We start from the raw sequence: 24,830 nt of genomic DNA, 5'->3' as shown, positions 1-24,830 counted from the left end.
AAATCCAACTGTGCTATTTTTTAATTAAATTTACTCAGAAGAATGTTCAATAATTGCTTGAACTCTTATCAGGCTATCTTTTAAATCAGGCAGCCCATAATAGTTGTTTTTCTGAAATACTGAAATAATATTTCTATCTTTAACTACACTATTATAAAGTAAGCTTTCAGCATTCCATATAGCATTCCCAGAATTAACACCTGCAAAATTCAAGTAAAAAGGATCAACTGTATTTCCTATATAAGCAAGTATTTTATATTTTTCATCTAATGTAAAATTGATATTATCTTTCAATACATATCCAAAATTCTCCAAAGCATTCAAAAGCCTGTTTTCGTCTGCTTTTGTATGGTCTTTTATATACTTTAATAACTCTGTTCTTATTTCTAATTCTCCTTTACAGTTTTTTACAAAAATAATATCGCCGATGTCAGAAGAGGTTTGATATGCTTTTAAATAATCTTTCATGACAAGATCATTGAACTGTAGCTCCTTAGTAAATCCAAAGTTTTTCACCAGCATCTTAACAAATACTTTATCGTGCTCTGCCAACCAGCCCGCATAAGATTTATTATTATTGAAAAGAAGCATATTCCTTGCTACAAGGGTTTGAACAGTTTTTTTCCGAATTTCATTTAAATTGGTAACATCTTTCCAATGTGGAATTGTAATATCCAAATTATCTATACTTGATTTTCTTGTTATATTGATGTTTTCAAAATCATTTAATCTAGAATATTCTTTTTTATAATCAATAAGCTCAGGTATATAATACAAATCTGTAATTAATTTTCTTTGTTTATCTATAAACAGGCCTTCGTAATCAACTCCATTATTACGATACATAACAAACTCTTTATCACATTTATCCAAAAAGTTAACGTATAAAAAATGTGATTGAGAATCTGAATCAATGATTCTTCCAAAAATATTTTTGATTTTTTTATTAAAATCTTCAGTACCAAGAGTATTATACCCATTTGAATTTAATAATTCATGAGCTACTATGGCTGTTGCTTCCAATTCTTTAGTCTCAAATTGAATTTTTGGTAGTCCAACACCAGCCTCATCAATAGTGTAGGTTGATCCCTGTTTAAGTTGTTTTTTTAAGACATTTTCGACGATACTATCACTCTTATATTTTGTACCAATAATAGAATGAATATCTTTTTTTTCTTGCCCGTTATTATTACCACTAACGAATAGTAGAGGTACCATCAAAACATTTAGTATTTTCATCATATTAAATCTGTGTTTCACAATTAAAAAGAAGCACACCCATTTCTGACTGTGCTTGATATATTATTTTTTACTATGTTCTTTTCGCCATTCTATAACATTCATAGGTTGATTATCTGGACCGCAAGTACCATTGTACTCACATTCTTCGACAAAATATTCGTCATAGTCTGCATTATCCCACCATTCTTTAAATTTTGAAAGGTTGAAATAATTATTTTTCTGTAGAATATCTACTTCTTCCTGATCTAAAAAGAATCGTAACCTTCCCATCATCTTAGAATTATCTCCATGTCCTGAAACAAATCTTTTGTCATACTTATATTGTTCAGCAAAATAAACAATATTTGCAAGTATTTTCACTTTATCTTCCTTTGAAACACCTGTTTCTTTGTTATTAAAATCAGCAAAATATTCAAGATATCCTTTGATATAATCAAGTAAAAATCTATTCTCATTTGACATATCGTTTGTTATATCCGGAGTATAAATCTCTTGTAAAATTTTAAAAGTATTAGCATGTATTTTTACTGTTTCATCACATTGCTTTACCCAAAACAATTTCCCATAATCAGACGGGTCTTTTTTATCAAATTTTGTTCTTTCAATAACCCACTTCAATAAATCCATATCCTGAGTGTAGCCAAAAGTTTTTACTAAAGCCTCCATAAAATATGAATCATTAAGGGTAAGCCATTTGTATTGAGCCTTATTATCATTAAACAAATAGAGGTTACGCGCAACTAATGTTTGTATGTTCTTCTTTCTCTGCTCCTTCAGATTGGGCATATCTTTCCATAAATATTTCTTAACTTCATTTCCGTTTGCATCTTTATAGTTTTTTGAAGCCGAATTTTCTTCCTGAGCTGCTTCACTATATGTTTTTTGATAATCAATAATCAAGGGAAGTGGATAAAGATCAGTAATGAAGTTCTGATTTTTAACTACAAATACACCATTATTCTCTGCGTTATTTGGAAAAAAATTCAACTCCTTGTCACACTTATCAATTAAATTGATATACAGAAATTTGCTGGTAGAGTTTTTATCAATAATCCGGTTAAAAATCTGTTTTATTTTATTACTAAATTCTTCATTTCTAATAGCTTTATAACCATTATCTAAAAGTAATTGATTCAATATTGGAGTTGCTACTTCCAAATCTTTATCGGAATACTGGTATGGATTATCAAAAGAAGGTTTTCCGTATTCTAATTGTTTTTTTAGCATAGTATTAACATCTTGATTAAATTGCAGACCTACTGAACTTTCTGTAATAGTTGTCACATTCTTATTATTTTCAGCCTTTTTATCCTGACATGATACTAAAGCAGAAGAAATAAAAAGCAGGCTCATTAAAATTCTATGTTTCATTTTCCTTTTATATTTTAAAGTTCAGATCCTTTTGCGCCGGGATTTCCTTTATATTCTGGTAAATTATAATCGGCATCAGTAATTTCGTAATTTTTTGGAACAACATATGCAAAATAGTCAGAAATATCATAAGATACACAATAAAGCTTTTGCGATTGATTTCCTCCTAAAATAACTACTTTATTTCCTTTTTTTCCTGCAACAAACCCTACGTGTCCACCTCCTGATCTAGTTTTTACAGCTATTGCTCCATATACTGGTTTTCCGAGATCTTTACCTTCAGCCCAAGTTGCCCACTTTAATGCTCTTACAGCATCATATCCTTTATCTGTAGTAACTCCTTCGTAACCATAATGTTTCATAATCCAGTTGACAAAAGCAGCACACCAAGCGATATCTGTTTCATCTTTTGTGCCATTTTTCATATCATTTTCATAAGGAGTTCCATCAAAAAATTTCTGGATTTCTTTATTGGCTCCGGTTTCAACAAGGTTCTTAGCTTCTTCTTTCCAAACCAGCTCCATCCATGGTGCTCTGCCTTCAAGATTTGGCATTGCTACTACTTCCCCATCGCATACTTTTTTATCGTATTTAAACCATGCTTTAAGATTGGAAAGACCTTGTTTTCTATCTGCCCATCCATTAGGATTTACTTCTAATTTATGAGTCAGAGTATAGCCGTTTAATACTTTACAAATTAAAAAATAGTAACGTTCTTCTTCATCCTCCATCAATAGTGCAGTTTCATTTAATGTTTTCCCTAATGCCTTACTAAAGTATTCTCTTTTAAACTTCATTGCATCTTTTTCTGCTTGAGAATAGTTTTTATTAGGGTTTTCCTTCCAATTTGGTATTTTTTTATAAACTGACCAAAACCAACCGCCACTGTCTACCGCTAAATAAAGTTTAGTGGCCACTAATTCAGGATATGTAACAATATCTTCAGGAACTTTTTCATCATAATCTTTATATGCAACAGGATCACTCCCATCCCCAGTAAGCTGCTGTATTCCGCGACCTTTATATTTGTATCCACTCGAGGCATGTGAACTTGATTCTTCTCCTGCTGTTCTAAAAAAACTGGTTTCAGAATAAACATTTGCTAAAAATGCTATTTTTTGAATGCATTTATTAATATCATATTTTCTAAACATAGCATTCAACTCCATTGTTAAATCTGCAAAACTTTCACGATCCATGTCTGTAGATTCCCATATTTCTTCTTTACCACGCATATGTTTTACCAAACTTCTGATTTCACTTTCAGTAAAATCACGATTACAATAGCATGTTTTCTGTTTTCTCACCTCCGCCATTTCCACCACCACAGGCATCACATCATTATCAATAGCTTCGGGGGTCTCTTTCTGAGATACTTTAAGACAGCCACTTTCGTAGAAGATAAACTGCTTTCTTAGTTCCAGCATTTCTTCTTTTGTAAAGGGGGTTCCGTCTTTTTTATACGCTTTAATCCCCAGTTTTTCCATATCCTCTGTTCTAACCAGATCGGCCGGAAGTGTACTGTTGATCGTAAACTGGCTTTTTTCTATTTTCCAGACTTTCTTTTTGGGATCTGCGGGATCCTGTACCTGGCGGGAAACCTGCGCTATGTAATAGTCAAAGTTTTTCGGTGGATTTTTCCATTCTTCTTTTGCGGTGAAGGCCACTTCCAGCAGGCCGTCTTTTCCTGTTTTTTCCTCGTTATAACTTTGTTTGCTTTCGTGGGTATAGGTGATATGATCTTTTTCGTTTAATCCTTCTTTGGGAATCTCCTTCAGCACATCAATCTTCAGAGTTTCTTCCGTCATATTAACGGTATGAACCCAAAGCTTATGGGTTTTGCCATAGAAAGTCTGCATCCGCTGAATATCTTTACCATCTTCGGTAGAGAACATAATCGATACAATTTTCTGTTCGGAAGTGATGGTCAGTTCTTCATTGGAATCCAAAACTTCAAGATAAGTTGTGGTGCTGTCTACCACCACAGGTTTCGTTCCCTGAATGGTAATATTTCCCGGAAGTACAATATCCGCAGATGAAGCTGCCTGAAGCTCTACCGTGAATACCAGACGGTAAGACGGGTTCGGATTTTCTGTCGTTTTAGGGATAGCAGCCAGCAATTTTTTCTTGTAATCATCATTCGTGATGATAAGGAATGAAGCTTTGCCTTCGTTATTAAGAGTAACTGTTTTCTCTTCCAGCATGTATTTATCTTTCTCTTTATAGAAATCATCACCTTCGCCTTTTACCCAGATTTTTACTTTTAACGTCTGATTCTGCAGTCCGTCAATTTCAATAAATCCATAGGTTTCCTCTCCGAATCCTGTTTCGGTACGTTTCACACCGGTTCCATAAGCCCACAGCGCCCTTTTTACAGCAGGTTCAGAAACTTTTACTTTCGCTTCTATTTTCTTTCCATCGGTATAATCTCCTGTTAAATAGGCAGAAATAGTGTATTCGCCGAGATCATTGAATGTAATGGTCCCGTCTCCGTTATTGGTCACTGTATCAGGAACTTCTATTTTTATGGCTTCATTGCCAACCAGCGCAGCAATTCTTGCCGTTGCCGTATATTTTATTTTTGTTCCTTTCGGAATATTAGCTGCCGGAAGGGTAAATTTATCTATGACATTTTGAATCACCTCAAAATTAAAACAGTCTGATCCGGAAAAACCAGGCTGCTTTCCCGCTCCCAAAGGATTAGCATAAGCTTCGAGTATATATTTCCCGAAATATTGATTGCTGCCCAGTTTTGCATCATTATACAGAAGTTCAGCTACCTTTTTATTGATTGTACCTGTTCTGAAGGAAGGAGAGTTTTCAAATAAAGCTACTCTTCCTATACCTTCCTTTTTAAGATACCAATATACGGAAGTGCCCGAAGGCATATAATTGACATTAAACTTCGAAGCCTGCACTTTAATGGTATCACTGAATCTCACCAGACCCGGTTCTCCTTTTACTCCCATGACACCCAGACTGTTTTCAATCTTAATCTCCACAGATTGCGGTTTGGGATCTGTGGGATCTGTAAATGCTTCTACCGTATATTTACCGGCATTTTTAAAGGTAAGAATGACACGATCGCCAGCACCCGTTACAGAAACAAGGTGTGATGAAGAAGCTCCGGAAGAACTGTTATACAGAACAGCTGTTCCCTGCTTTACAGTCCAGTGAACGGTATTTACAGGCATAAAGAATCCTCTGTTCAGTATTTTTGCCTGATCTGTTGTACTGTTGAGTTTACGTTCAATGGATAGAGGTAAAGGAATATTAATCAACGTTGAAGAACCTGGACTAACAATTTTCTTAACAAAATCCTGTATAACTTCCACATTGAGAGAGCATTTGGCATCGCCTGCTTTTTTACCATAAGCTTCCAGCCGGTACTTTCCTTCTGTAAGTCCATCGAATATTTTACTCATGGATTGGCTGAAACTGCTTCCCAATCCAATAAATGTTTTTATTTTATCTTTTGTTCCTTCCCCTTTGAACAACGCCCAGATGATTTTTTTCTCATCACCTTTGAACTGGGCTTTTAAGTCCAGGTTATCACCACCAAAAGGGTTCATAATAGGAAGAAGCGGGCCATTCATTCCTTTGATATAGTAATAAGTACCACTTAATTTATCACTCGGTATCGGTCTTACCATTGAAATGGATGACACTGCTATGCTTGCCTGAGAAGCAGAGGATGACGGCCATTGTGGCGAAGTATTGGCTACTGAAAACTCATCAGCTTCTTTGACATCTATCTGTGAAACATTATTGGCCTGCCCGGTGGTTGCAAAAGCAATTGTTCCGGGAACACCATATCCCGGACAGTTCCCTGTAGAAGCATCCAACAGGATTTTCATACTCTTATTGAATTCTACGTTTTCGTAGTAGTCTTTATATTTGATATTGCATTTGCCTTTACAAGGATAGGTTTTCCCGTCTGAACCTTTGCAGTTCCCGAATCCGTTTCCGCCTCCGAAACTATCTGCTTTATCATCAAGATAAGTCGCTACAGGTTTATTTTGTGCAAAATATTTGTTTTTGCCCAGTTTTTTTTTCTGGCTTTTCACTTCCATCGGAACGGCCGTACCATTGGAGTTGTTGGTTACAGAGCTGCTGCAGTACGCAGTGGCTCCTTCTATAATGATGTATCCTTTATCCGCCATGTCATTTGTTCATAAAGATTAAGTCATTGTGATCGTTTCCCGGTATACTGTTTTTTCTCCATCTGACAATATAAAGTCAGCGCTCTTTTTGGAATACTGTTTTTTTCGGGAATTATATTCCATTTGTATATTTAATTTTACCTGATACGATCCCGTCTGATACAGGTATTTTTTGTCCAATTCTTCTTTTATATGAACCGGAACTTTGATTTCAGAGGTAAAAAAGGCTTCAAATCCATATTCTCTCTGTTTGGCAATGATAATTCCAGTACATTCTACATCCCCGATTCCTTTGATATTCCAAACAATGGATTCATCATTTCTTTCTCCATTATCAACATAATAAGGAGCGAACAGCAACAGGTTCCAAAAGGGCTCTTTCAGTTTATTTTTATAAAAGACCGCTTCATCTTCAAATGTGGTCAGATATTGGTTTCTGAAAACATCTGCATTCTGGTATTTTTCCTGAAGTCCGGCTGTTTTGAATTTCCAGTCTTCAATATTTTTCTGATGATCTGCAGCGCCAAGAAAACTACCCTTTTCATCCACTTTTATTTCCACAGGATAGGAACTCTGCTCCAGCACATGTAGGATTTCCATAAATTTATTTTCTGATGGGAAAGGAGAATCTTCCATTTTCTCTATCTCCCAGTTTTTTGTATGATGCTCATTTACCTTTTCCTGAAGGGTAATTTTAAAAGATGAATAGAATCCTTTTGCTTCTCCAAACTGTATCTCAAGAGCATTTTCCACCTGATATTGGTGGGTTTCTGAAGTATATTTCTGAAAAGGTTTTACTCTTGTTTCTACCATACTGTTTTGTTATTACCGGCTGTTTAAAAGTCATTCCATTCACGATACAGCTCATTTATTTTATGAATCATTAAACTTATTATCCATCCTGAGATCCCACCAATCAACAGATATCTCAATGTTTTCATACTAAAAACCGAATGGAAAATAAATCCAGTTAAATGATCCTTTGATAAAGCAGAATCCACTCTATCACTTACTGAATCCCATATTGAGAATAATATTCCTATAAATCCTCCTGCAGTTATTATTCTTTTCTTCATATTTCCGGAATAAAAATTTTATTAATTGTATTACTTATGATTCAGTGCTTTATTTCTTCTCAGCTATTTCATCCGGGATATTAGTAATTTCATATGATGTTTGTAAATCAGTGTATATCCTTTTTGAGTCAGACAAAAGCTTAACATCTGCTTCATTATATTGTTTTTTAAAAATCGGATAGTGAAGATCTGAAGTAAACTTGTTAATAGTTTTATTTTTATCATTTATGATATAAAACCTTAAACTTGCATAATAAGGCTGATCATAGCCAACATTGACCGCTATATCCTGATGATACTCTCCAAAATAAATATTTTCATTTTCCAGAGTAATTAATATCCTGTTTCCTTTCAGATCAATACCGTCTGAATGGTTTATTTTAAAGGTTATTTTTTTGCTAAGCTGATGTACATTTTTATTAAATGATTGGGGAATCTCTCCTACAAAATTTTTAAATGCGGTTGTATCAATAATGACAGAGCCGCTTTCTAAACTATAATTTTCCCTATATCCGCCCAAATCTTTATTTTTATTACAGCTTATTAAGATTAGGGCTGTAAAAATTAATGTGAGAAGAGTTTTTATTTTCATAATTATTTTGGTAAAAATTTTTCATAAGTTGCTGGTACACCAACGGGCCAGGTACCTGCTTTTACATCCAAATATGCCCCATCCGGATTCCAGATTGCTTTATCTAATTTTATTTCTTTTTTTCTGTATTTATTATAAGTATCCATATCTTTTGGATCCGACTGATACGTATCTTTTAAATCTGTTTTAAAGTTTTCCCAAGTTGAACCACCCTCATCATGATCAGAAGCATAAGTATCCCTATGATTCTGTGTTCCCCATGCATCTTCATACAGTGATCTCCTCATATAGCCATAGACTGTTATTTTCCCATGGTTAGCCATTTTTTGTGCCAAGCTTTTATCTTTAAAAGCATTTGTAGTTGTCTCCGAACTTGTTCCGATACCGGTTCTGCATGCATAAGAATAAAATACAGATGTATTTCCATCTAAAAACACAGCCGGATTAACTTTTGAAAAGCTTTTGGCATCAAGTTCTTGTTTATCCGCATTTTTACCCTCATACCCAAATGCTATTACTCCCTCATTGGTTGCGTTTCTTACATAACCATGAGAGTATGCAAAAATTTCCTTTACTCTTCTTTTATTATCAAAAGCTGCACTATCCCTGTTCCCAGAATTAATAATATTAATAACATCATCTATCGTAGTAACTCTTATTACTGTTAAGCCATTATTATGCTTAATTAAATCATTGGTTATTGTTGATAACTGATTTTCAGAATATCCATCGGTAAACAGGGCTACTTTTACAAAGGGGTAATTAGGATATTTGGTACGGACTTTTCTGACTGCCTCTCCTGGAAACATCAGTTTATTTGCAATATTTGTTGAGTGCTGCTCAGTACCTATAATTATTACTATCTCTTCTTTTATTAAATATACTTCTGCTTTTACATTCGGGCTATATTCTTTAAAAAAGGCATATACTCTCAGCTTAGCGATATTCCTATCCTTCGGTACTACATAAGAAATCTTTTCTTCGCCTGTTACCTGTGGGGCATTGGCTATATTTGTATCATCATACTGTATCGCCCACTTAAGAGCTTTTAATTCTGATTTCGAAGGAGTTCTGCTATACTGTGTTGCTTTAAAATAATACTTAACTCCCTTTTTTATAATCTTAACTTCTTTTGTACATTCTATATCTTCATAACATTTCACTGCCTTCACAAGTAATGACTGAATTTCGCCTTTCCCCTGGTATTCATCAAATTTTTTCCCACCTTTTTTCCCATAAAAGGTGTTCTCCTGAGGAGATTTAAAATCCAGAGTTCCCTTGGAAGCATCTTTCATGATATGTTCTGCTTCCTTATAGGATTTCCCAAAGACATTTCTTATAATATTTCCGCCTTCGCCTGCCATATTACTGCATTTTTACCTGTTTACCGCTATTGATAAGCACTTCCCTGGCACTTTCAACATTAATGGCATCTTTTGTACTGATGTAAGAGCCGGATTCCATATTTTCTGTAATATTTTTGGCTGTAGATTTTCTGCCAGCTTCTGCGGTTTCAATAATATTGCTTGCTGTCAGATTATAATCATCATTAGCCGTTTCCGTGATATCTTCCCCAGCCATAATATTGACATTCCTCTGAGCAGAAGCAATGATATTTTTACCTGCATTGATCTGCACATTTTCCCCGGCTGTGAAGGTGATATTTTTTGGAGCATTCACCACAATATTTCCTTTTCCATCCATGAGATAAGTATTACCACTTGGATCTTCAATAAAGATGCTTCCTTCCTGATCGTTAAAGATCACTTTATTACCACTTCTGGTCTGAATCGATTTAAGATGATTATTGATGCTTCCTCCCAATGCAACCTGTCCGTGGAACATTCCTCCCATCGCAAACGGAAAATCGGGATGATGGTATTCAAAACCTACCATTACCTGATCTCCTACTTCCGGCACAGCAACAAAACCTCTGTTTTGAGTGACCATATCTGTTCCTCCTGCATCGGGGCTCATCATTCTGATAAAATGAGTGGTATCAGGATGTTGCTGCCAGTCGAATCTCACCTGTATTCTTCCCTGATTAAGCGGATCTGTATTGGAAATAACGGTAGCCACCTGCGGCTCGGCTTTAGGCTGTTTAAAATCCGGTTTTGGCATAAAGCCAGTGCCTTCAGCAATAGCTTCAAAACTTCCTGTATAATATCCTCTGGCATTGACTTCGTGTGAGACTTCGGTAATTGTAAGTTTTGTAAAATAGGAAGTCTGGCTGGTATCCGGTTTCCGCATTTCCATATCTGCAAGGCATCCCGGATATAAAAACGGAACAGTTGTATTTCCTGAAACCGTAAATACTTCTACAGCAGCACTGCCTGCAGCACTTTTCTGAGAATCGCTTACATCCACAAACATATTGGCATTAATGGGAGCCGGAGAAAGTGAACGGGTTTTAAAGATATTATTGTTCAGTTCATATGCTTTGGAGGGTATTTCGCCCAAATGTCTGATATTATTTTCAGAGCCTTCCATTTTGGTATGGCTGCTGCTGTTATAACCGAAAAATTCAGGATTGGTATGAACTGCATTGAGTTCTACCTGCACATCTGTTGCGTTGCTTCCGTATACAAGCCGGATCGGTTTTTCTGAAGGGGGAAGTTTGCCGAAATGAAGCACCTCGCCATCGTAGTAGAACTGCTCTCCGTAGGCTTCGGCTGTTCTTGCAAGATAGTTATAATGGGTTTCATTATATTGTGAGCTATAATTGATATAGCTTTTATTCTGTGTATCTACTCTGAAATCAAATTTCTCTGATCCCAGGGCTTCTTTAAGTATTTTGTTGGCAATAATTCCTGTATTCACAGCCTGATCACCTCCAAAACTTTGAGTATGGGGAGCTGCATCCATCAATATGGTAGGACTCTGGCCTCTCAGCACAATATTTCCAAGGCTCATTTTTTCCTGGCTGAATGCAGCTTTGGTGATAACTCCTACAAAAGTTCTTTCCGGGCTTTCACTTTCGTAATCTTTGTATTTGAAAACAATGGTGATTCGTTTTCCCAAAAACTGGCGTGCCTGTTCCAGGGTATGGTTTTGAGCTTCCCCGAGAGAATCATGAGCTAAGATCAGCTCAAAATTGTGGTGTCTTCTGGCACTTTGCTGCAGATGGAAATGTTTGAAGTGTTTGATAATTTTGCCTTCAATCACAATATCCAGTTTCACCACACGGTTGATTCCGGGAATATGATTCTCAGAAATCTTATCTGAATTCGAGATATTTTTATTCATAGTGATTAGGTTTTTTCAGAACTTTATTTGAAATAAACAGTCGTTCTATAAGGTTAAAAAAGGCAGAACAGCATCCCTTGAAACGGGTGTACTATTCTGCCTGATATTTAAATTCTGAATGTGCTTAAGAAGGCCATGCTCCGAAGTATGATGAATTCCCCAGATCGATCTGTTCTGCACTTACCACAAAACTGATATACATACTGTTGTCATCCACAGCATCGAAATCTACTTCATGCTGGATTACATAACCGTTGTTCCACTTCAATGTTGTTAATGTTCCTTCTTCGTGAGATTTGTTGAAAGTAATCTCTCCTACTGTAGGCTTATATTTTCCGTTCAGTAAACTTTCCAGGATGTCTGATTTTTCAGTAGCTTCTACTGTGATTTTGATAAGAGCATTGGAAGGATCTGATGCCACACGCCCTGAAACGTCCGTAGATCTTGATACACTGTAGTTAAGCTTTAACAGTTTTTGCCCTTCACCGTTGTTGAATTTTAAAATTCCTCTTGAATTTCTTTCTGCCATGATTGTAAATTTTAATGGTTAATATATTGTGATTGTTTGCTTTCTATATCACCAAATATAGATGTATTTACAAAAAGCAAATTGCATTTATTATTAAATTTCGAAAAGTGTAGTAATAATACGACTAACACCCGTTAGGTAAATTAACTCTTATAAATCAGGTGTTTGCTGTTTTTTATCACTGAAAATCGGATAATTGTATTGGCTGTTTAAAATTGGTTAAAGAAACAATAATATATTCCCAAAGCAACCGTAAGAAAAATCTTAAATACCAGGGCTAAAAACCTTTTAATAAAACGCTGTGAAAATAATTTTCAAAAAAAACAGAAAAAATTAAAGTACCAAAATACTGATGAACAGTACATTGAATACTGAAACCAGCTTTATCAGGATATTTATTTGAAAAAATAAAACAAAATACTTGCGCGGTATTATAAAATGTTATACTTTTGCATCACTTTAAAACAACGAAGTAATAAACAAAAACATAATGGTTTCTTAGCTCAGTTGGTAGAGCAATGGATTGAAAATCCATGTGTCCCTGGTTCGATTCCTGGAGAAACCACTTTAAAACCTCTAATTTATTTTAGAGGTTTTTTTGTTACCTTATTTTCCTAAACCAATGTGGGGATCAAGCGCAAAAGTTGGGGACCGAGCAAAAAGTGGGATCAATTTCATTGATTTTTTTAAGCCTGATCATAATCATAGACCTTCTTAGCACGACTAGAAGTACGATGATGTAGTAAATAAGTAAATGAGTAAATCAACTGTTCAGCCAGTTCAGGCATTCAGTAATCTGCATTTTACTGATAAAAATTTCAGTATTCACTTCCGGTTCCGGTGAAAGCCTAAGCTCTACTTTCTGGCTGGAATGCTTGATAATTTCGGAAACCGCGTCTTTATTAATGATAAATTTCCTGTTGATCTTAAAGAAAATTTCAGGGTTCAGTTTCTGAATAATATCTTTAATGGTATCATCATAAATATAGGTCTGATGATCTTTTGTGGTCAGGAAAAGGTATTTCCCGGAGGCAAAAAAGTAGGCAGTGTTATGCTCGTCTATTGATTTTAGTTTATTTCCTTCTCTTACCATGAAACGTTTCATCACCTCATCTTCTGCCTGTCGTAATGAGGACATAGATTTAAGAACCGGTTCAGGATCAAAATTGTTTCTTATAGAAATAAATTTTTGTAAAGCTTTATGGAGATCCTCTTCTTCAAAGGGCTTCAGAAGATAATCAATGGTAAAATGTCTGAAAACCCTCATGGCATATTCATCAAATGCAGTAATGAAAATAATCGGGGTAAAAAGTTCTATCTGTTCGAAAATTTCCAGACTCATTCCATCCCCAAGATGAATATCCATAAAAATAAGATCTGCCGAATCTTTTTCAAAGAAATCGATTGCCTGTTTTTTGGAACGAAGAATAACAGTCTCTGTAACAGGGACTATGCTCTGTGTATCCAAAAGATTTTTCAGATAATTCACAGCCAGCAGTTCATCTTCTATAATGGCAATTTTCATAACGATGCAAAAGTACAAAAAAACCGCTAGAACGATTAAGTTCAAGCGGTTTCCTCTGTATTGAATTTGATATGAAGTTTTATAAATTAGGGTTATTCTTCTTCGCACTCATTGGATATTCAATGGTATATCGCGGATCATTCTGCTGAAGAATATACTCGTTGCCACTAATAGTATGGCTTATTTTTTTCTGATTTGCTCTTCTTAAGTCGAACCATCTTTGGCCTTCCAAAGCAAATTCTCTGAATCTCTCATCCAGAATAAATGTCATAAACGCAGCAGAATCCATTGTGTTTACTGCATTTTGTACTGAAGTATATCCCTCCGGCGTATATCTGTTTTTTAATACTTTCAGTAATGTTTCTTTAGCTTCAGCCAGTTTATTCAGCTTTAATAATGCTTCAGACTTGATAAAGTACTGCTCCGCTGTTCTGAAAGACACTTTGAATTCTAAACTTCCTCCTTTGGTGACTTTATACTTACTACCATTTTTTTCAAAATACATGCCAAACCTTTTATCTGCCGTGGAATTGTATGAAGAAATCAGTTCCGGAGATGCAAAAGATAAATTTTTGATTGAATTATCCCATGTATTATCCAAAGCCATGATCGACTCCGGGGAAGCATAATGGTTAGGTGGTGTGTTTACCGTATTTAAATTGCTCAGATCTCCTTTTACTGCCAATACCTGACCTGCATAGTTTAAAGCCTTGTTCCAGTCTCCTTCATATAGCGCTGCTCTTGCTTCAAAAGCCAGCAATGCTGTTTTTGAGAACCTGTAATTAACTCCCAGCGGCTGCTTCTGCTCAATCATCAAATCCTCAGCTTTTTTAAGATCTGCATGAACCTGATTGTACACCTCCTGTACTGATGATGGCTTCAATACCTGCTCAAGATCGATTTCAAGACTGATCGGAACTCCTCTGTCGGTAGAAGCTGTAGCACTATTATACGGTTTACCATATAAATTCACCATATCAAAATACAGGTAAGCACGAAGAGCATACGCCTCTGCTAAAATCTGATTCTTTTCAGGAGAATCCTGCATGGTTTTGCTTCCTTCATTGATAATCTGATTCAGATAAAAGTTCACGGAATAAAAGCTTACCCATGGAAATTCCGTAGATGCCTGATCATTATTAGCGTCTTTCCACATCGCAATTTCACGATAGGAAATAAAATCTGTTGAATTATCATCGATATTCACCTCATCGGTACGAAGTGCCACCAGTGATTTGTGAACAGGATATTTTGAATACGCAGATGTAAGGACTTTTCTATAGTCTTCAGTAGTCGTAGGAATCACTTTTCCTTCCGGCTGAATATCTAAAAACCTGTCGCATCCGATATTGATAAAGCTGATTGCTGCAAGAGCTATGATTGCTGTAATTTTTCTCATTTTTCTCAAGTTTTAAAAAGAAACATTAAATCCTACGGTCACCGACTTGGTGATAGGCTGTGCATAAATATTACCATACGTTTCCGGATCGAAATATCCTTTGTATCCGTTGCTGAATACAAACAGGTTACGTCCTTCAACGCTCAGTCTCAGGCTCGAAATCCCCATAGGATTTGTAAATTCTTTAGGAAGTGTGTACCCTAAACGGATGCTACTGATTCTGATATAGCTGATTTCTTTTGCCCATACATCCAGTAAGCTGTAGGCATTGGAACGGTTTCCTGTAAACCATTTATTGGCCATCCATCCGTCCGGGTTAGCTTCCATATCAGGACTTGTAATTCCCGGAAGCGAACCTCCAGCTTCATAAATATCTCTTGTGTAGTTTCTTCCTCTGTCTAACTCCATACCTCGGTAAGAAGGAGTTCTCATTACTGTCTGCTTCAGGTTGAATGTTGCAGAGATGGTAAGGTCAAAATTACTTACTTTAAAGGTGTTGATAATCCCTCCGGTAAATTTCGGATCTCTGTCTCCTACATAAGTAAACAGGCTTCTCAGCTCAGCATTTGAAAGTTTGGTATCAACAAGCTGCCCTGGCAGGAAATCTGCATACACATCATATAACTTAAAGAATTCTGCTGCTGAAACCTTCTGATCTCCTTTCCAGAATAATGGGTTTCCCTGTTCATCCATTCCTGCTGTTTTCAAAGCAAAAACAGCATTTACCGGAAGTCCTTCTCTTGATGGAAGCAATGCATTATCACGCGGCTGCTCACTCAATACTCTGCTCTTGTTATGTGCAAAGTTAATGGTAGTCGTCCATTTGAAATTATCATGATTGATGTTTCTGGTAGATATCGCCAGTTCAAAACCTTTGTTGGTCAGGCTTCCCCAGTTCATCATCGTATATTCGAATCCTGTTTCCAAAGGAGTTTCTTTCATACTGATCATATCCGTACCTTTTCTGCTGTAGACATCAGCGGTAAGGCTTACACGATTATTGAACAATCCCAAATCAAGACCTAAGTTGGTATTGGTTGTTTTTTCCCATCTCAGTTTATCGTTAGGAGGGCTGAGAACATTGATAATGGATTCTTTTCCTCCCGGAAGAATGGTGGCATCATTATATTCACCGATAAAGAATGGTGAGGTGTTTCTGTCGATATTTCCCTGAAGACCGTAAGATGCTCTCAATCTAAGGTTGGATACAGCAGAAATATTTTTCATAAAGTCTTCCTTCGTTACCAGCCATGATCCTGAAACGGCCCATATCGGAAGGTATTTATACTTTTTGTTAACTCCAAACAGGTTAGTACCGTCATATCTCACACTTCCAAAGAATGTATATTTCTGATCATACGTATAAGAAGCTGTAGCAAACATAGATGCATAGGCATTCTCGATAGGAGCTGCTTCACGGTAGGTTTCATATCTTTTATCAGCTGCAAAACTTGAATTCGGGAAAACGATTGCTGTGGCTCTTCTTGTTGAAGGATCGTATCCGAAAGCCCTCGTGATGGTTGTGTTATCTTCTGTTTTACGGATTTCTGTTCCTGCCATCAAATCAATTTCATGTTTATTGATCTTCGTGCTATATGCCGCCTGTAATTTCCAGTTGTACTGGAAGAAATCATTATCCCAGTTTTGTTTTACCGCACCAGCCGGCAGAAAGTAATTGTATTTACCGTCTTTGTAGTAACGGGTATTTTCTTTCATTTTTCTGGTAAAATAGGTATTCTCCGCTGCAAATTTCTCTGTTTTATTAGCATCATACTGCAGTCCCAACTGAGAAGTAAATCTTAAACTTTTTGAAGCTTTATATTCTAAATCTAAAATTGCTTTCAAAGAGTTATTTTTCAGTGAATAGTTGGTATTCTCTCGTTCTTCAAGGAAGTTGAAAGGAATATAACGATCTTCAAAACCATCCATATCTCTATCATAATTGTAGCTTCCATCCGCATTGAAAGGCTTCATGTAAGGATTGGCATTTCTTGAATAATTCACGGGGTTGATTGAAGCATCAGCATCTGTTACAAAAGATGTACGTTCGCTCTGCGTTCCGAAAATAGAGATTCCTGCATTTAACTTATCGCTTAGTTTATAATTGTTTTTCAAAGTCAGGTTATAACGCTTAAAACCTGTACCGATAGTTGTTCCTTCTTCATCATAATATCCCAGGGAGAAATAGTAATCTGCGCGATCACTTCCTCCTGAAACACTTAATCCGTATTGTTTGTTGATGGCATTTCTGTATAACAGTTTGCCCCAGTCTGTATTGTTATTTCTTAAACCGTTAATTTGTTGGCGTGTGAATGAGTTCAAAGCATCAAACCCTCCGTTTCTGAAAGCATCAAGCTGGTTATTCTGCGTCAGGATTCTCATTACTTCTCCTTTATCGGCACGGTACGTAAGATCTGCACGCTTGGCAAGCATCAGTTCCAGGTCTACTTTTTCAGAAGCATTTAAAAGATTTAATTTATCAAAATCAGGACGAGAGGTAACGAAAGTGTCTGCTGAGAAGTTCAGTTTCAGACTTCCTTTCTTTCCTTTTTTGGTGGTGATAGAGATAACTCCGTTGGCTGCTCTTGCTCCATAAATAGCTGTTGCCGCTGCATCTTTAAGGATGGTAATATCTTCAATATCGTTAGGGTTTAAGCCTGCGATAGAGAAGTTCTGGAGCTGATCAATATTGTCTTTATCCGTAAAATTCGGAACATCATTTCCTTCTAACGGAAGACCGTCAATGACCCATAGCGGATCCTGGGGACCGGAAAGGGAAGCTGTCCCTCTGATTCTGATCTTCGCCGGACTTCCCGGAGCTCCCGTTTCAGGAGTTACTGCCACACCGGCAATCTGCCCTGCCAGCATCTGGTCTACACTGGCAACACCAGCCTGGCTGATGTTGTCCATTTTAACGGTAGAAACCGCTGAAGTCTGCTTACGCTTTTCAATTTTCTGATACCCTGTGATAATAACTTCCTGGATTTTATTTTTTTCTGAAACCTCAGAAGTCAGTCTGATAGTATAATTAGTCTGTCCTTCATTCAGCTGAATGACTCTGGATTCATACCCAGGATAACTTACCAATACCGTTTTTGTATCAGCAGGGATTTCCAATATAAATTTTCCGTCCTTATCGGTTACCGTACCTACTGATACACTTTCGATAATTCCTTCCAACTCTGTTTTTGTAGAGACCGATTGGGTCTCGATTTTTATAGACGCACCGGTGATAACCTGAGACGTATTTCCGTCTTCTATTTTCCCGGTGATGGTTTTCTTTTGCTGGGCCATTGCTATATTAGCAGCCAAAAGAGGTAAAAGTATTAGAGTTTTTTTCATTGCCGTTTATTTGTTTAAAGCCTCTTGTATACGAATGATTAAATCTGTGTAATGTGCTCTGGAAGCATCATCACCTCTGTACCTTGTTCTGTTCAGTAAATCCAGAACTTTCTGAAGTTCTGCTCTCTTGTAAGTTGTCACTTCAGATACTCTTTTCATGGATGAATAATTGATATTCCTCAAACCATGATCATCTTCATGAAAATTACAGATGGTAGGCATATTCAAAGTATCATCTACTTTCAATCCTTTCACTGCTGTTTTTTCAAATAATTTGTTCACAGAGACAATCAAAGCATCCACATAATTTTTCTGAGTCATTTTCTCAAGCATCGTAAGGCTTCCTTTTTTACTGAAAATGGCAGTTCTAACCTGATCAAATAAATTTTCAACCGTATAGATTTCTTCTTTAGAGCCAGACACCTGATGTTTCAGCTCATTTTCAAGTAACCTCAACAATCTGTCATCCATAAACAAAGAATAGATATTTGCATACTGCATTCCTCTTGCCATGGTATATGGTGTCTGCTCGAATGGTCCCATTGGTGAATCCTTAACCGGATACGTTTTTTCTGTAATCGGATTAAAGAATAACCATTCCGGAAGGTTGATGGCATTTTTAACAAGATAATCAACTGCTCTTCTCTGAATTTCTGCAGGTACAGCTTCATAGGCTTTCTTCTTGTTACCAAAAACAGTATTGTTCAGATAAATTCCTCCTACATTCGCCATCACATGACCTGTATACAAATCCCACTGCCCGATTACTCCCAGATACAGTTTTCCGGCATCTGTGTATTCTTTACCATCTTCATACATCCATTTCAGGAGGTTGTTAATTACCACTTTCAGGTTTTTGATTCCGTACTCGCTGGCTTTCATCGCATCATCACCTAAATCTTCAGACTGCGAACGCGGATCAATGGTTTCCAGGTAGCTCTGCTGCTCTCCATAGAAGTACATCGGGTCATCTTCATGTTTTTCAATTAAGTTTTTCAGCGCTTTCTTCTCTACGAATTCATCCGGATACCAACGGTACCCCCACTCGATGGCATATTTATCGTAAAGACCAATTTTCGGAGTGATTGCTGTAACACCATCTTCCGGCTGAGCTACATAATTGTAACGGGCATAATCCATAATGGAAGGTGCCGTACCACCCATTTTGTCTGTAAATTCTTTGGAACGAAGCGACTCTACCGGGAATGCAAAGGATGCTCCCATATTGTGCTTCAGTCCGAAAGTGTGCCCTACCTCATGGGATGAAACAAAACGGATCGCTTCTCCCATATGTTCATCACTGAATTTATTTCCTCTTGCTTTAGGGTCAATAGGTCCTGTTTGAATTCTCATCCAGTCATGAAGAGAAGTCATTACATTATGCCACCAGATTATATCTGCTTCGATAATTTCCCCACTTCTCGGGTCTACTACTGATGGCCCCATTGCATTTGACTTTGGCGACGCGGCGTAAGTAATTACAGAATATCTTACATCATCAATATCAAAATCTTCATCTTTCTCATCCGGCATTTTCGCAATCACTGCATTTTTGAATCCTGCCTGCTCAAACGCCGCCTGCCAGTCATGTACTCCGGCGATAATCTTTTCACGCCATTGTTTCGGAGTTGCCGGATCGATATAATAAACAATCGGTTTCTTAGGCTCTACCAGCTCACCTTTTAAATATTTTTCTTTGTCCTCGTCCTTCGGTTCAAGATTCCATTTGGTAATAAAGAATTTCTCATCCATTTTTTGCTGGTTGTCATTAAACGACCAGTGTTTTTCGGAGAAAAATCCTACTCTTGAATCCGATACTCTTGGTTTCATCGGTATTTTAGAAAGCAGAACCAGATTGGTTGTAACGCCTAAAGTTACCGGAAGATCTACCCCGCCTTCATTGACAGAAGTGGACAATTGGGACTTCACCACAAGGTTTTTAGGAAAAGTCTTCACACCTTCTATGTAAGAAAGACTTGACTTCACAGATCCACCCAATCCTACATTAGCCAAAACATCATTAAAACTTTTCTGATTTCCGTCAAAAACTTTGTTCACTTTAATGGCTACAGCCGTAGAGTCGTTGTTTTGTGCTTCAATATCAAAGACTTCAATCACAGATTCTGAAAAGTTATCTTTCACAGATTTTGTAATGGCGTCATTTTTTGGGGATGACACTTTAGGTACCATCGTTTTTACCCATACTTTTTTAGCTACAGGATCACGGTAAAAAGAGATGACCTTATTCTCATAGTTCATTCCTTTGTTCAAACCAGCCTCATTGACCTGCATGGGTACCTGAGAAAGTTTATTGACCACCAAAAACTGACGCCCCATCAAACTGTCCGGGATTTCAAAATAAATATCCGTTTTTACCTGAATGGTATTAAAAAGTCCTTTTTTATAGGTTCCTTTTTTGATCAGGTCTTCAATCTTTTTGGTTTTCTTGGAGGAAGAGGTTTCTGTCTTATCCGTTTTTTCTTTGTTGACCTTTACCGTATCTTTATCTTTTTTCTGTGCTATTGCCATTGGTGAGGCCATAGCAAGACCGAGATACAGTGCCAGCCTGTAATTCTTCATTAAAATAGTCCGATTCATTCCAAATAGTAAATATCTTAGTTTCAGCCAGCAAAGCTATAGGTATCATGAATCATATATATAATATTAGGGAGTGAATGGTGCTAATTCGGGAGTGAATGGATTTTTATTTTACTTCATTAAAGGCAAAAAACATACGAAATATTCACTATCTACAGAAATATGAAGAAGATTATTCTTAAAATATCCATAAACCTGATTCAAATATTCAATTCCGAATTTCTCTCCCTGTACCGTTTCCGTCTTAGGCTGCAAGGTATTCTTTACCGTGATCCCGTCCTCATCAACGATAATGATAATTTCCAAAGGCTGATCCATCGTTGCAATATTATGTTTGGTCGCATTTTCCGTGACTATCTGAAGGGATAAATAGGGAATTCTTTTTTCAAGACTTTCAGGAGCATTAATAATCAATTCAAACTTCAGTTCTTCATCAAACCTGCTTTTCAGAAGTTCCATATAGTGCTGTATAAATTTAATTTCCTGCGAAACAGGAACAATATTGTCTTTTGGAGGCACTATAAGATACCTGTAAATCCTGGAAAGATTCATGGTAAATTTCTGTGCATTTTCTTTATTGATCCCGATCAACATATAAAGGGAATTCAATGAATTGAAAAGAAAATGGGGATTGATATTATTTTTAAGCTGCTGAAGCTGATTGATCACTTCTGCTTTGTGCATCTTTTCGTTTTCTACCAACAATAAATTCTTCTCAGACTGTATTTTTTCTTTTTCCTGATAAGCCAGGCTGGTTGCTCTCTGAAACAATATAAAGACCGTTACAATGAGAAACAACGCTGCCAGAAAAATATAAACAGTATAGGTTTTTATCTTGCTGATATTTTCGTCAATAATAAAATTTACATGGTTCACTACCGTGTATCCATCAAAATTATCAGTCTTCAATGGTTTTATAAAGCGTGTTACCTCCACTCCCAGATATTCTGAAACGGCTGTTCCTTTAGTATATCCTGCTTCAGTTTTGCTGGTCAGTGTATCATTAGCTTTAATATCTGTAAAGTCAAAAATATTCTTTCCGATATACTTCTTCTCAGGATGGGTAATACAGATTCCTTCTTTGGTAAAGACATAAGCGTAGGTATTGGAACTTTTATCGACATTAATAAAATATTGATGAAGATCATCCAGGCTTACGGTAGAGCCATAGTACAATTTGTTTTTATCAGGTAGTATCAAAGAATCGTAACTAATCCAATACATGCTGTCCTTTTTGGTAAGCAAAAGGTCTTTAAAATGTCCCGGTCCGTTATTCTTTATCACAATAGAATTCTCTTTACGATCTGTCTTCCTGAAAATACCGGATAAAGGATTATTACTATCTGTTTTTCCTGAAGTGGTGTTTTCATAATAATACCAGCTATAGGGCAGCAGATTTCTTTTTTTATTTAATTCATTTAAAACCGAAGAATAATCCTTGTAATTCTTCAGTCCGTCCTTTTGAATTAGTGCGCGAAGCAGATACTGATAATCCTCAATATTTCTGAATTCATGTTCTATCGATTCATACTTTCGGAAGAATGTTTTCTTTGCAAAATCATCGGTATTCTTACGGCTGTCTTCTGTGATCAAAAGACTCAAAACAGCAAATGCTGCTACTGCGATCAGGCAGGCAGATAAAGCGGTGATATAAATGGATTTTTTGGATAAGGCGTGCTTAAAATTAATAATCAAATTCTCTAAATTATGGATTCCTCTACATATAAATTATTCGTTTGCAAAGATATAACAAAGACTTCAGGACTGTAAAGTGAATTAAATTTAGATTTCATATTTTAAAGTAAAAAACAAAAATCAGATACGCTTAAGTCTTAAAGTTCGTTAATATCGTCATTGAGACCACCTATTCATCACGCTATATTTTGAAAATTAATTATCTTCGCCTACAAATCTTATTTAAAAATGAAGAAGATCATCTCCGGGATATCTATTTTTTGTGCCATCGCTATTTCAGCTCAGGAAGCCATCCAGTTTCAGGAACTGCCATTCAAGGACATTATTGCCAAAGCCAAGAAAGAAAAGAAATTGGTTTTTATTGATGCCTATGCATCATGGTGCGGCCCTTGTAAAATGATGGAAAAAAATGTCTTCACACAGAAGTCCGTGAGTGATTATTACAATACCAACTTCATTAATGCGCGATTTGATATGGAAAAAGGAGAAGGCAGAGATATCGCTTCGAAATTCGGAGTACGCTCATATCCTACTTATCTTTTCCTGAACGGTGAAGGTGAGCTTGTTTCCCGAAATACCGGATATATGGAAGAAAGCCTGTTTGTAGCAATGGCTCAGGATATCAATTCACCGGGAAACAAAAAAGGATCTCTTAAAGACCGCTTTGCCGGCGGGGAAAAAGACCCGGAATTCCTGATCAATATTATGAAGCTTAATGCCAACTCAGATTATGAATTTGCCAAAAAAGCTTCAGAAAGATACTTCCAGAACAAAAAGAAAACCGAAGAATTGTCAAAGGATGAAATTGGATTTCTTCTTTACTTCGTAAAATCATCGGAAGATATCAACTATCCTGTTTTTGCATCCAGAAAAGCAGAGATTATTAAATTCCTTCCTGAAGAAACTTACAATGAATTTGATGCCCAGCTGAAACTGGGAAAAATAGTAGAACAGTCTATTGATGATAAAAATAAAAAAATCAATGATGACTATTTTATGAAAGCTGCCGAACCATTGGTAGGGAAAGAAGCTGCTGTTAAAAAGCTGAATCAGACTAAACTCAGCTATTATGAACAGAACAGTAATTTTCCTGAATACGAGAAAGCGGCTTTAGATTATTATAAAAATTCTGATGCCTTTGATCCGAATGAGCTCCTGAGAGCAGCATGGATATTTGCAGATCATGTGAAAACTCCATCTTCATTAAAGAAGGCTACAGAATGGGCAGAAAAATCTGTTATGAGAAGCGAAACTTCGGAAAACACTTATATTCTTGCCAAGCTTTATCACCTTACCGGAAATAAAGAGATGGCAAAAAACTATGCTGAAATGTCTAAAAATATGGCAGTTCAGGGCAATAAGGATTCTCAACTGGCAGATGAACTATTAAAGCAGATAAAATAAACATTATAAACCGGATGAAATATAAATTATTAGCAGCAGGCATTTTAGCTTTCCTGTCTACAACTACGTTGAGCGCTCAGGAACAGGAACAAGGAGGACAGGATAAAAGTTTATACATAAAAGGGAATGCTTTATTTGCTCCGATAGGGATTTTAAACCTGGGAATAGAAAAACAGATCAGTCCGAAATATACCCTTCAGGGAGATGTTTTCATTTCACCATGGAAATCTTTCGCAGGACACAAACTACAGTTTTACTCAGTTTCTGCAGAAGGAAGATATTATTTTACTGAAGCTTTCAAACACTGGTACGTAGGTGCAAACGTAGCTGTTGCTGCTTACAATGCCACAAAATGGAGTTATTGGAATGACAACACCTTTGAAAACTGGAATGGAGAAATCCTTAAAAACTCCAACCTGTACCAGAAAGGATTTTCTGTAATGCTGGGAGTTACAGCAGGATACCAGTTTCAATTATCCGAGCGCTGGAATCTTGATATTTACGGAACAATCGGAACATCACAAGGATTTTATAAAGGGTACGACAAATCTACAGGAAGGCGTTACGATTCTGCCAAGGAATTCAATAAAAGCGGTGAAATCATCCCCTACAGAGGCGGTGTCATGATTTCTTATAAATTAAAATAAT

The 24,830-nt window shown here is 36.5% G+C and carries 16 protein-coding genes and 1 tRNA gene; 3 read left to right on the top strand and 14 right to left on the bottom strand.

Features of this window, described 5'->3' with window-relative positions:
- Nucleotides 1-30: 30 nt before the first annotated feature.
- The 9 genes from JNG87_RS13815 to tssD form a co-directional block, all read right to left on the bottom strand.
- A complete protein-coding gene (locus tag JNG87_RS13815; RefSeq protein WP_202838918.1) occupies nucleotides 31-1,242 on the bottom strand; it encodes a hypothetical protein in 1,212 nt (403 codons plus the stop codon).
- A 60-nt stretch (nucleotides 1,243-1,302) separates the two neighbouring features.
- The gene (locus JNG87_RS21700; protein ID WP_238349593.1) at nucleotides 1,303-2,613 is read right to left on the bottom strand and encodes a hypothetical protein; all 1,311 of its coding nucleotides are present in this window, start codon (nucleotides 2,611-2,613) and stop codon (nucleotides 1,303-1,305) included.
- A gap of 14 nt (nucleotides 2,614-2,627) precedes the next feature.
- Nucleotides 2,628-6,776 carry a TIGR02594 family protein gene (locus JNG87_RS13805; protein ID WP_202838917.1) on the bottom strand — a complete coding sequence of 1,383 codons (4,149 nt, stop codon included), beginning with the start codon at nucleotides 6,774-6,776 and terminating at the stop codon, nucleotides 2,628-2,630.
- A gap of 18 nt (nucleotides 6,777-6,794) precedes the next feature.
- Nucleotides 6,795-7,589 carry a hypothetical protein gene (locus tag JNG87_RS13800; RefSeq protein WP_137905898.1) on the bottom strand — a complete coding sequence of 265 codons (795 nt, stop codon included), beginning with the start codon at nucleotides 7,587-7,589 and terminating at the stop codon, nucleotides 6,795-6,797.
- Between the two features lie 23 nt (nucleotides 7,590-7,612).
- Nucleotides 7,613-7,852 carry a hypothetical protein gene (locus tag JNG87_RS13795; protein ID WP_202838916.1) on the bottom strand — a complete coding sequence of 80 codons (240 nt, stop codon included), beginning with the start codon at nucleotides 7,850-7,852 and terminating at the stop codon, nucleotides 7,613-7,615.
- A 49-nt stretch (nucleotides 7,853-7,901) separates the two neighbouring features.
- Nucleotides 7,902-8,444 (bottom strand): hypothetical protein, encoded by a 543-nt coding sequence (locus JNG87_RS13790; RefSeq protein ID WP_202838915.1) that lies wholly within the window; start codon nucleotides 8,442-8,444, stop codon nucleotides 7,902-7,904.
- Nucleotides 8,445-8,446: 2 nt separating this feature from the next.
- Complete coding sequence (locus tag JNG87_RS13785) at nucleotides 8,447-9,808, bottom strand: hypothetical protein (protein WP_202838914.1); 1,362 nt, start codon at nucleotides 9,806-9,808, stop codon at nucleotides 8,447-8,449.
- A 1-nt stretch (nucleotide 9,809) separates the two neighbouring features.
- Nucleotides 9,810-11,690, bottom strand: a complete 1,881-nt coding sequence (locus JNG87_RS13780) for a type VI secretion system Vgr family protein (protein ID WP_202838913.1) — start codon at nucleotides 11,688-11,690, stop codon at nucleotides 9,810-9,812.
- Between the two features lie 124 nt (nucleotides 11,691-11,814).
- Nucleotides 11,815-12,219 (bottom strand): type VI secretion system tube protein TssD, encoded by a 405-nt coding sequence (gene tssD / locus JNG87_RS13775; protein WP_047421063.1) that lies wholly within the window; start codon nucleotides 12,217-12,219, stop codon nucleotides 11,815-11,817.
- A 492-nt stretch (nucleotides 12,220-12,711) separates the two neighbouring features.
- Here tssD and JNG87_RS13770 point away from each other — a divergent pair.
- A tRNA-Phe gene (locus JNG87_RS13770) sits at nucleotides 12,712-12,784 on the top strand.
- A 198-nt stretch (nucleotides 12,785-12,982) separates the two neighbouring features.
- Here the strand turns inward: JNG87_RS13770 and JNG87_RS13765 are convergent.
- The 5 genes from JNG87_RS13765 to JNG87_RS13745 all read right to left on the bottom strand — a co-directional run bounded on the left by JNG87_RS13765 (nucleotide 12,983) and on the right by JNG87_RS13745 (nucleotide 22,778).
- Nucleotides 12,983-13,744: a LytR/AlgR family response regulator transcription factor gene (locus JNG87_RS13765; protein WP_202838912.1), complete on the bottom strand. Its 762-nt coding sequence runs from the start codon at nucleotides 13,742-13,744 to the stop codon at nucleotides 12,983-12,985.
- 79 nt (nucleotides 13,745-13,823) lie between these two features.
- Nucleotides 13,824-15,143, bottom strand: a complete 1,320-nt coding sequence (locus JNG87_RS13760; protein ID WP_202838911.1) for a RagB/SusD family nutrient uptake outer membrane protein — start codon at nucleotides 15,141-15,143, stop codon at nucleotides 13,824-13,826.
- 12 nt (nucleotides 15,144-15,155) lie between these two features.
- Nucleotides 15,156-18,485, bottom strand: coding sequence for a SusC/RagA family TonB-linked outer membrane protein (locus JNG87_RS13755; protein WP_202838910.1), 3,330 nt, complete (start codon nucleotides 18,483-18,485; stop codon nucleotides 15,156-15,158).
- Between the two features lie 6 nt (nucleotides 18,486-18,491).
- Nucleotides 18,492-21,065 (bottom strand): zinc-dependent metalloprotease, encoded by a 2,574-nt coding sequence (locus tag JNG87_RS13750; RefSeq protein WP_238349592.1) that lies wholly within the window; start codon nucleotides 21,063-21,065, stop codon nucleotides 18,492-18,494.
- 129 nt (nucleotides 21,066-21,194) lie between these two features.
- Nucleotides 21,195-22,778: a histidine kinase gene (locus JNG87_RS13745; RefSeq protein WP_202838908.1), complete on the bottom strand. Its 1,584-nt coding sequence runs from the start codon at nucleotides 22,776-22,778 to the stop codon at nucleotides 21,195-21,197.
- A gap of 228 nt (nucleotides 22,779-23,006) precedes the next feature.
- Between JNG87_RS13745 and JNG87_RS13740 the strand changes: the two genes are divergently transcribed.
- Both JNG87_RS13740 and JNG87_RS13735 read left to right on the top strand, forming a co-directional pair.
- A complete protein-coding gene (locus JNG87_RS13740; protein ID WP_202838907.1) occupies nucleotides 23,007-24,182 on the top strand; it encodes a thioredoxin family protein in 1,176 nt (391 codons plus the stop codon).
- Between the two features lie 14 nt (nucleotides 24,183-24,196).
- Nucleotides 24,197-24,829, top strand: a complete 633-nt coding sequence (locus tag JNG87_RS13735; RefSeq protein ID WP_202838906.1) for a DUF3575 domain-containing protein — start codon at nucleotides 24,197-24,199, stop codon at nucleotides 24,827-24,829.
- Nucleotide 24,830 lies beyond the last annotated feature (1 nt).

Source organism: Chryseobacterium cucumeris, assembly GCF_016775705.1.
Classification (GTDB): domain Bacteria; phylum Bacteroidota; class Bacteroidia; order Flavobacteriales; family Weeksellaceae; genus Chryseobacterium; species Chryseobacterium cupriresistens.
The sequence above is the reverse complement of the archived record's forward strand: the minus strand, read 5'-3'. Positions and strand labels throughout refer to the sequence as shown.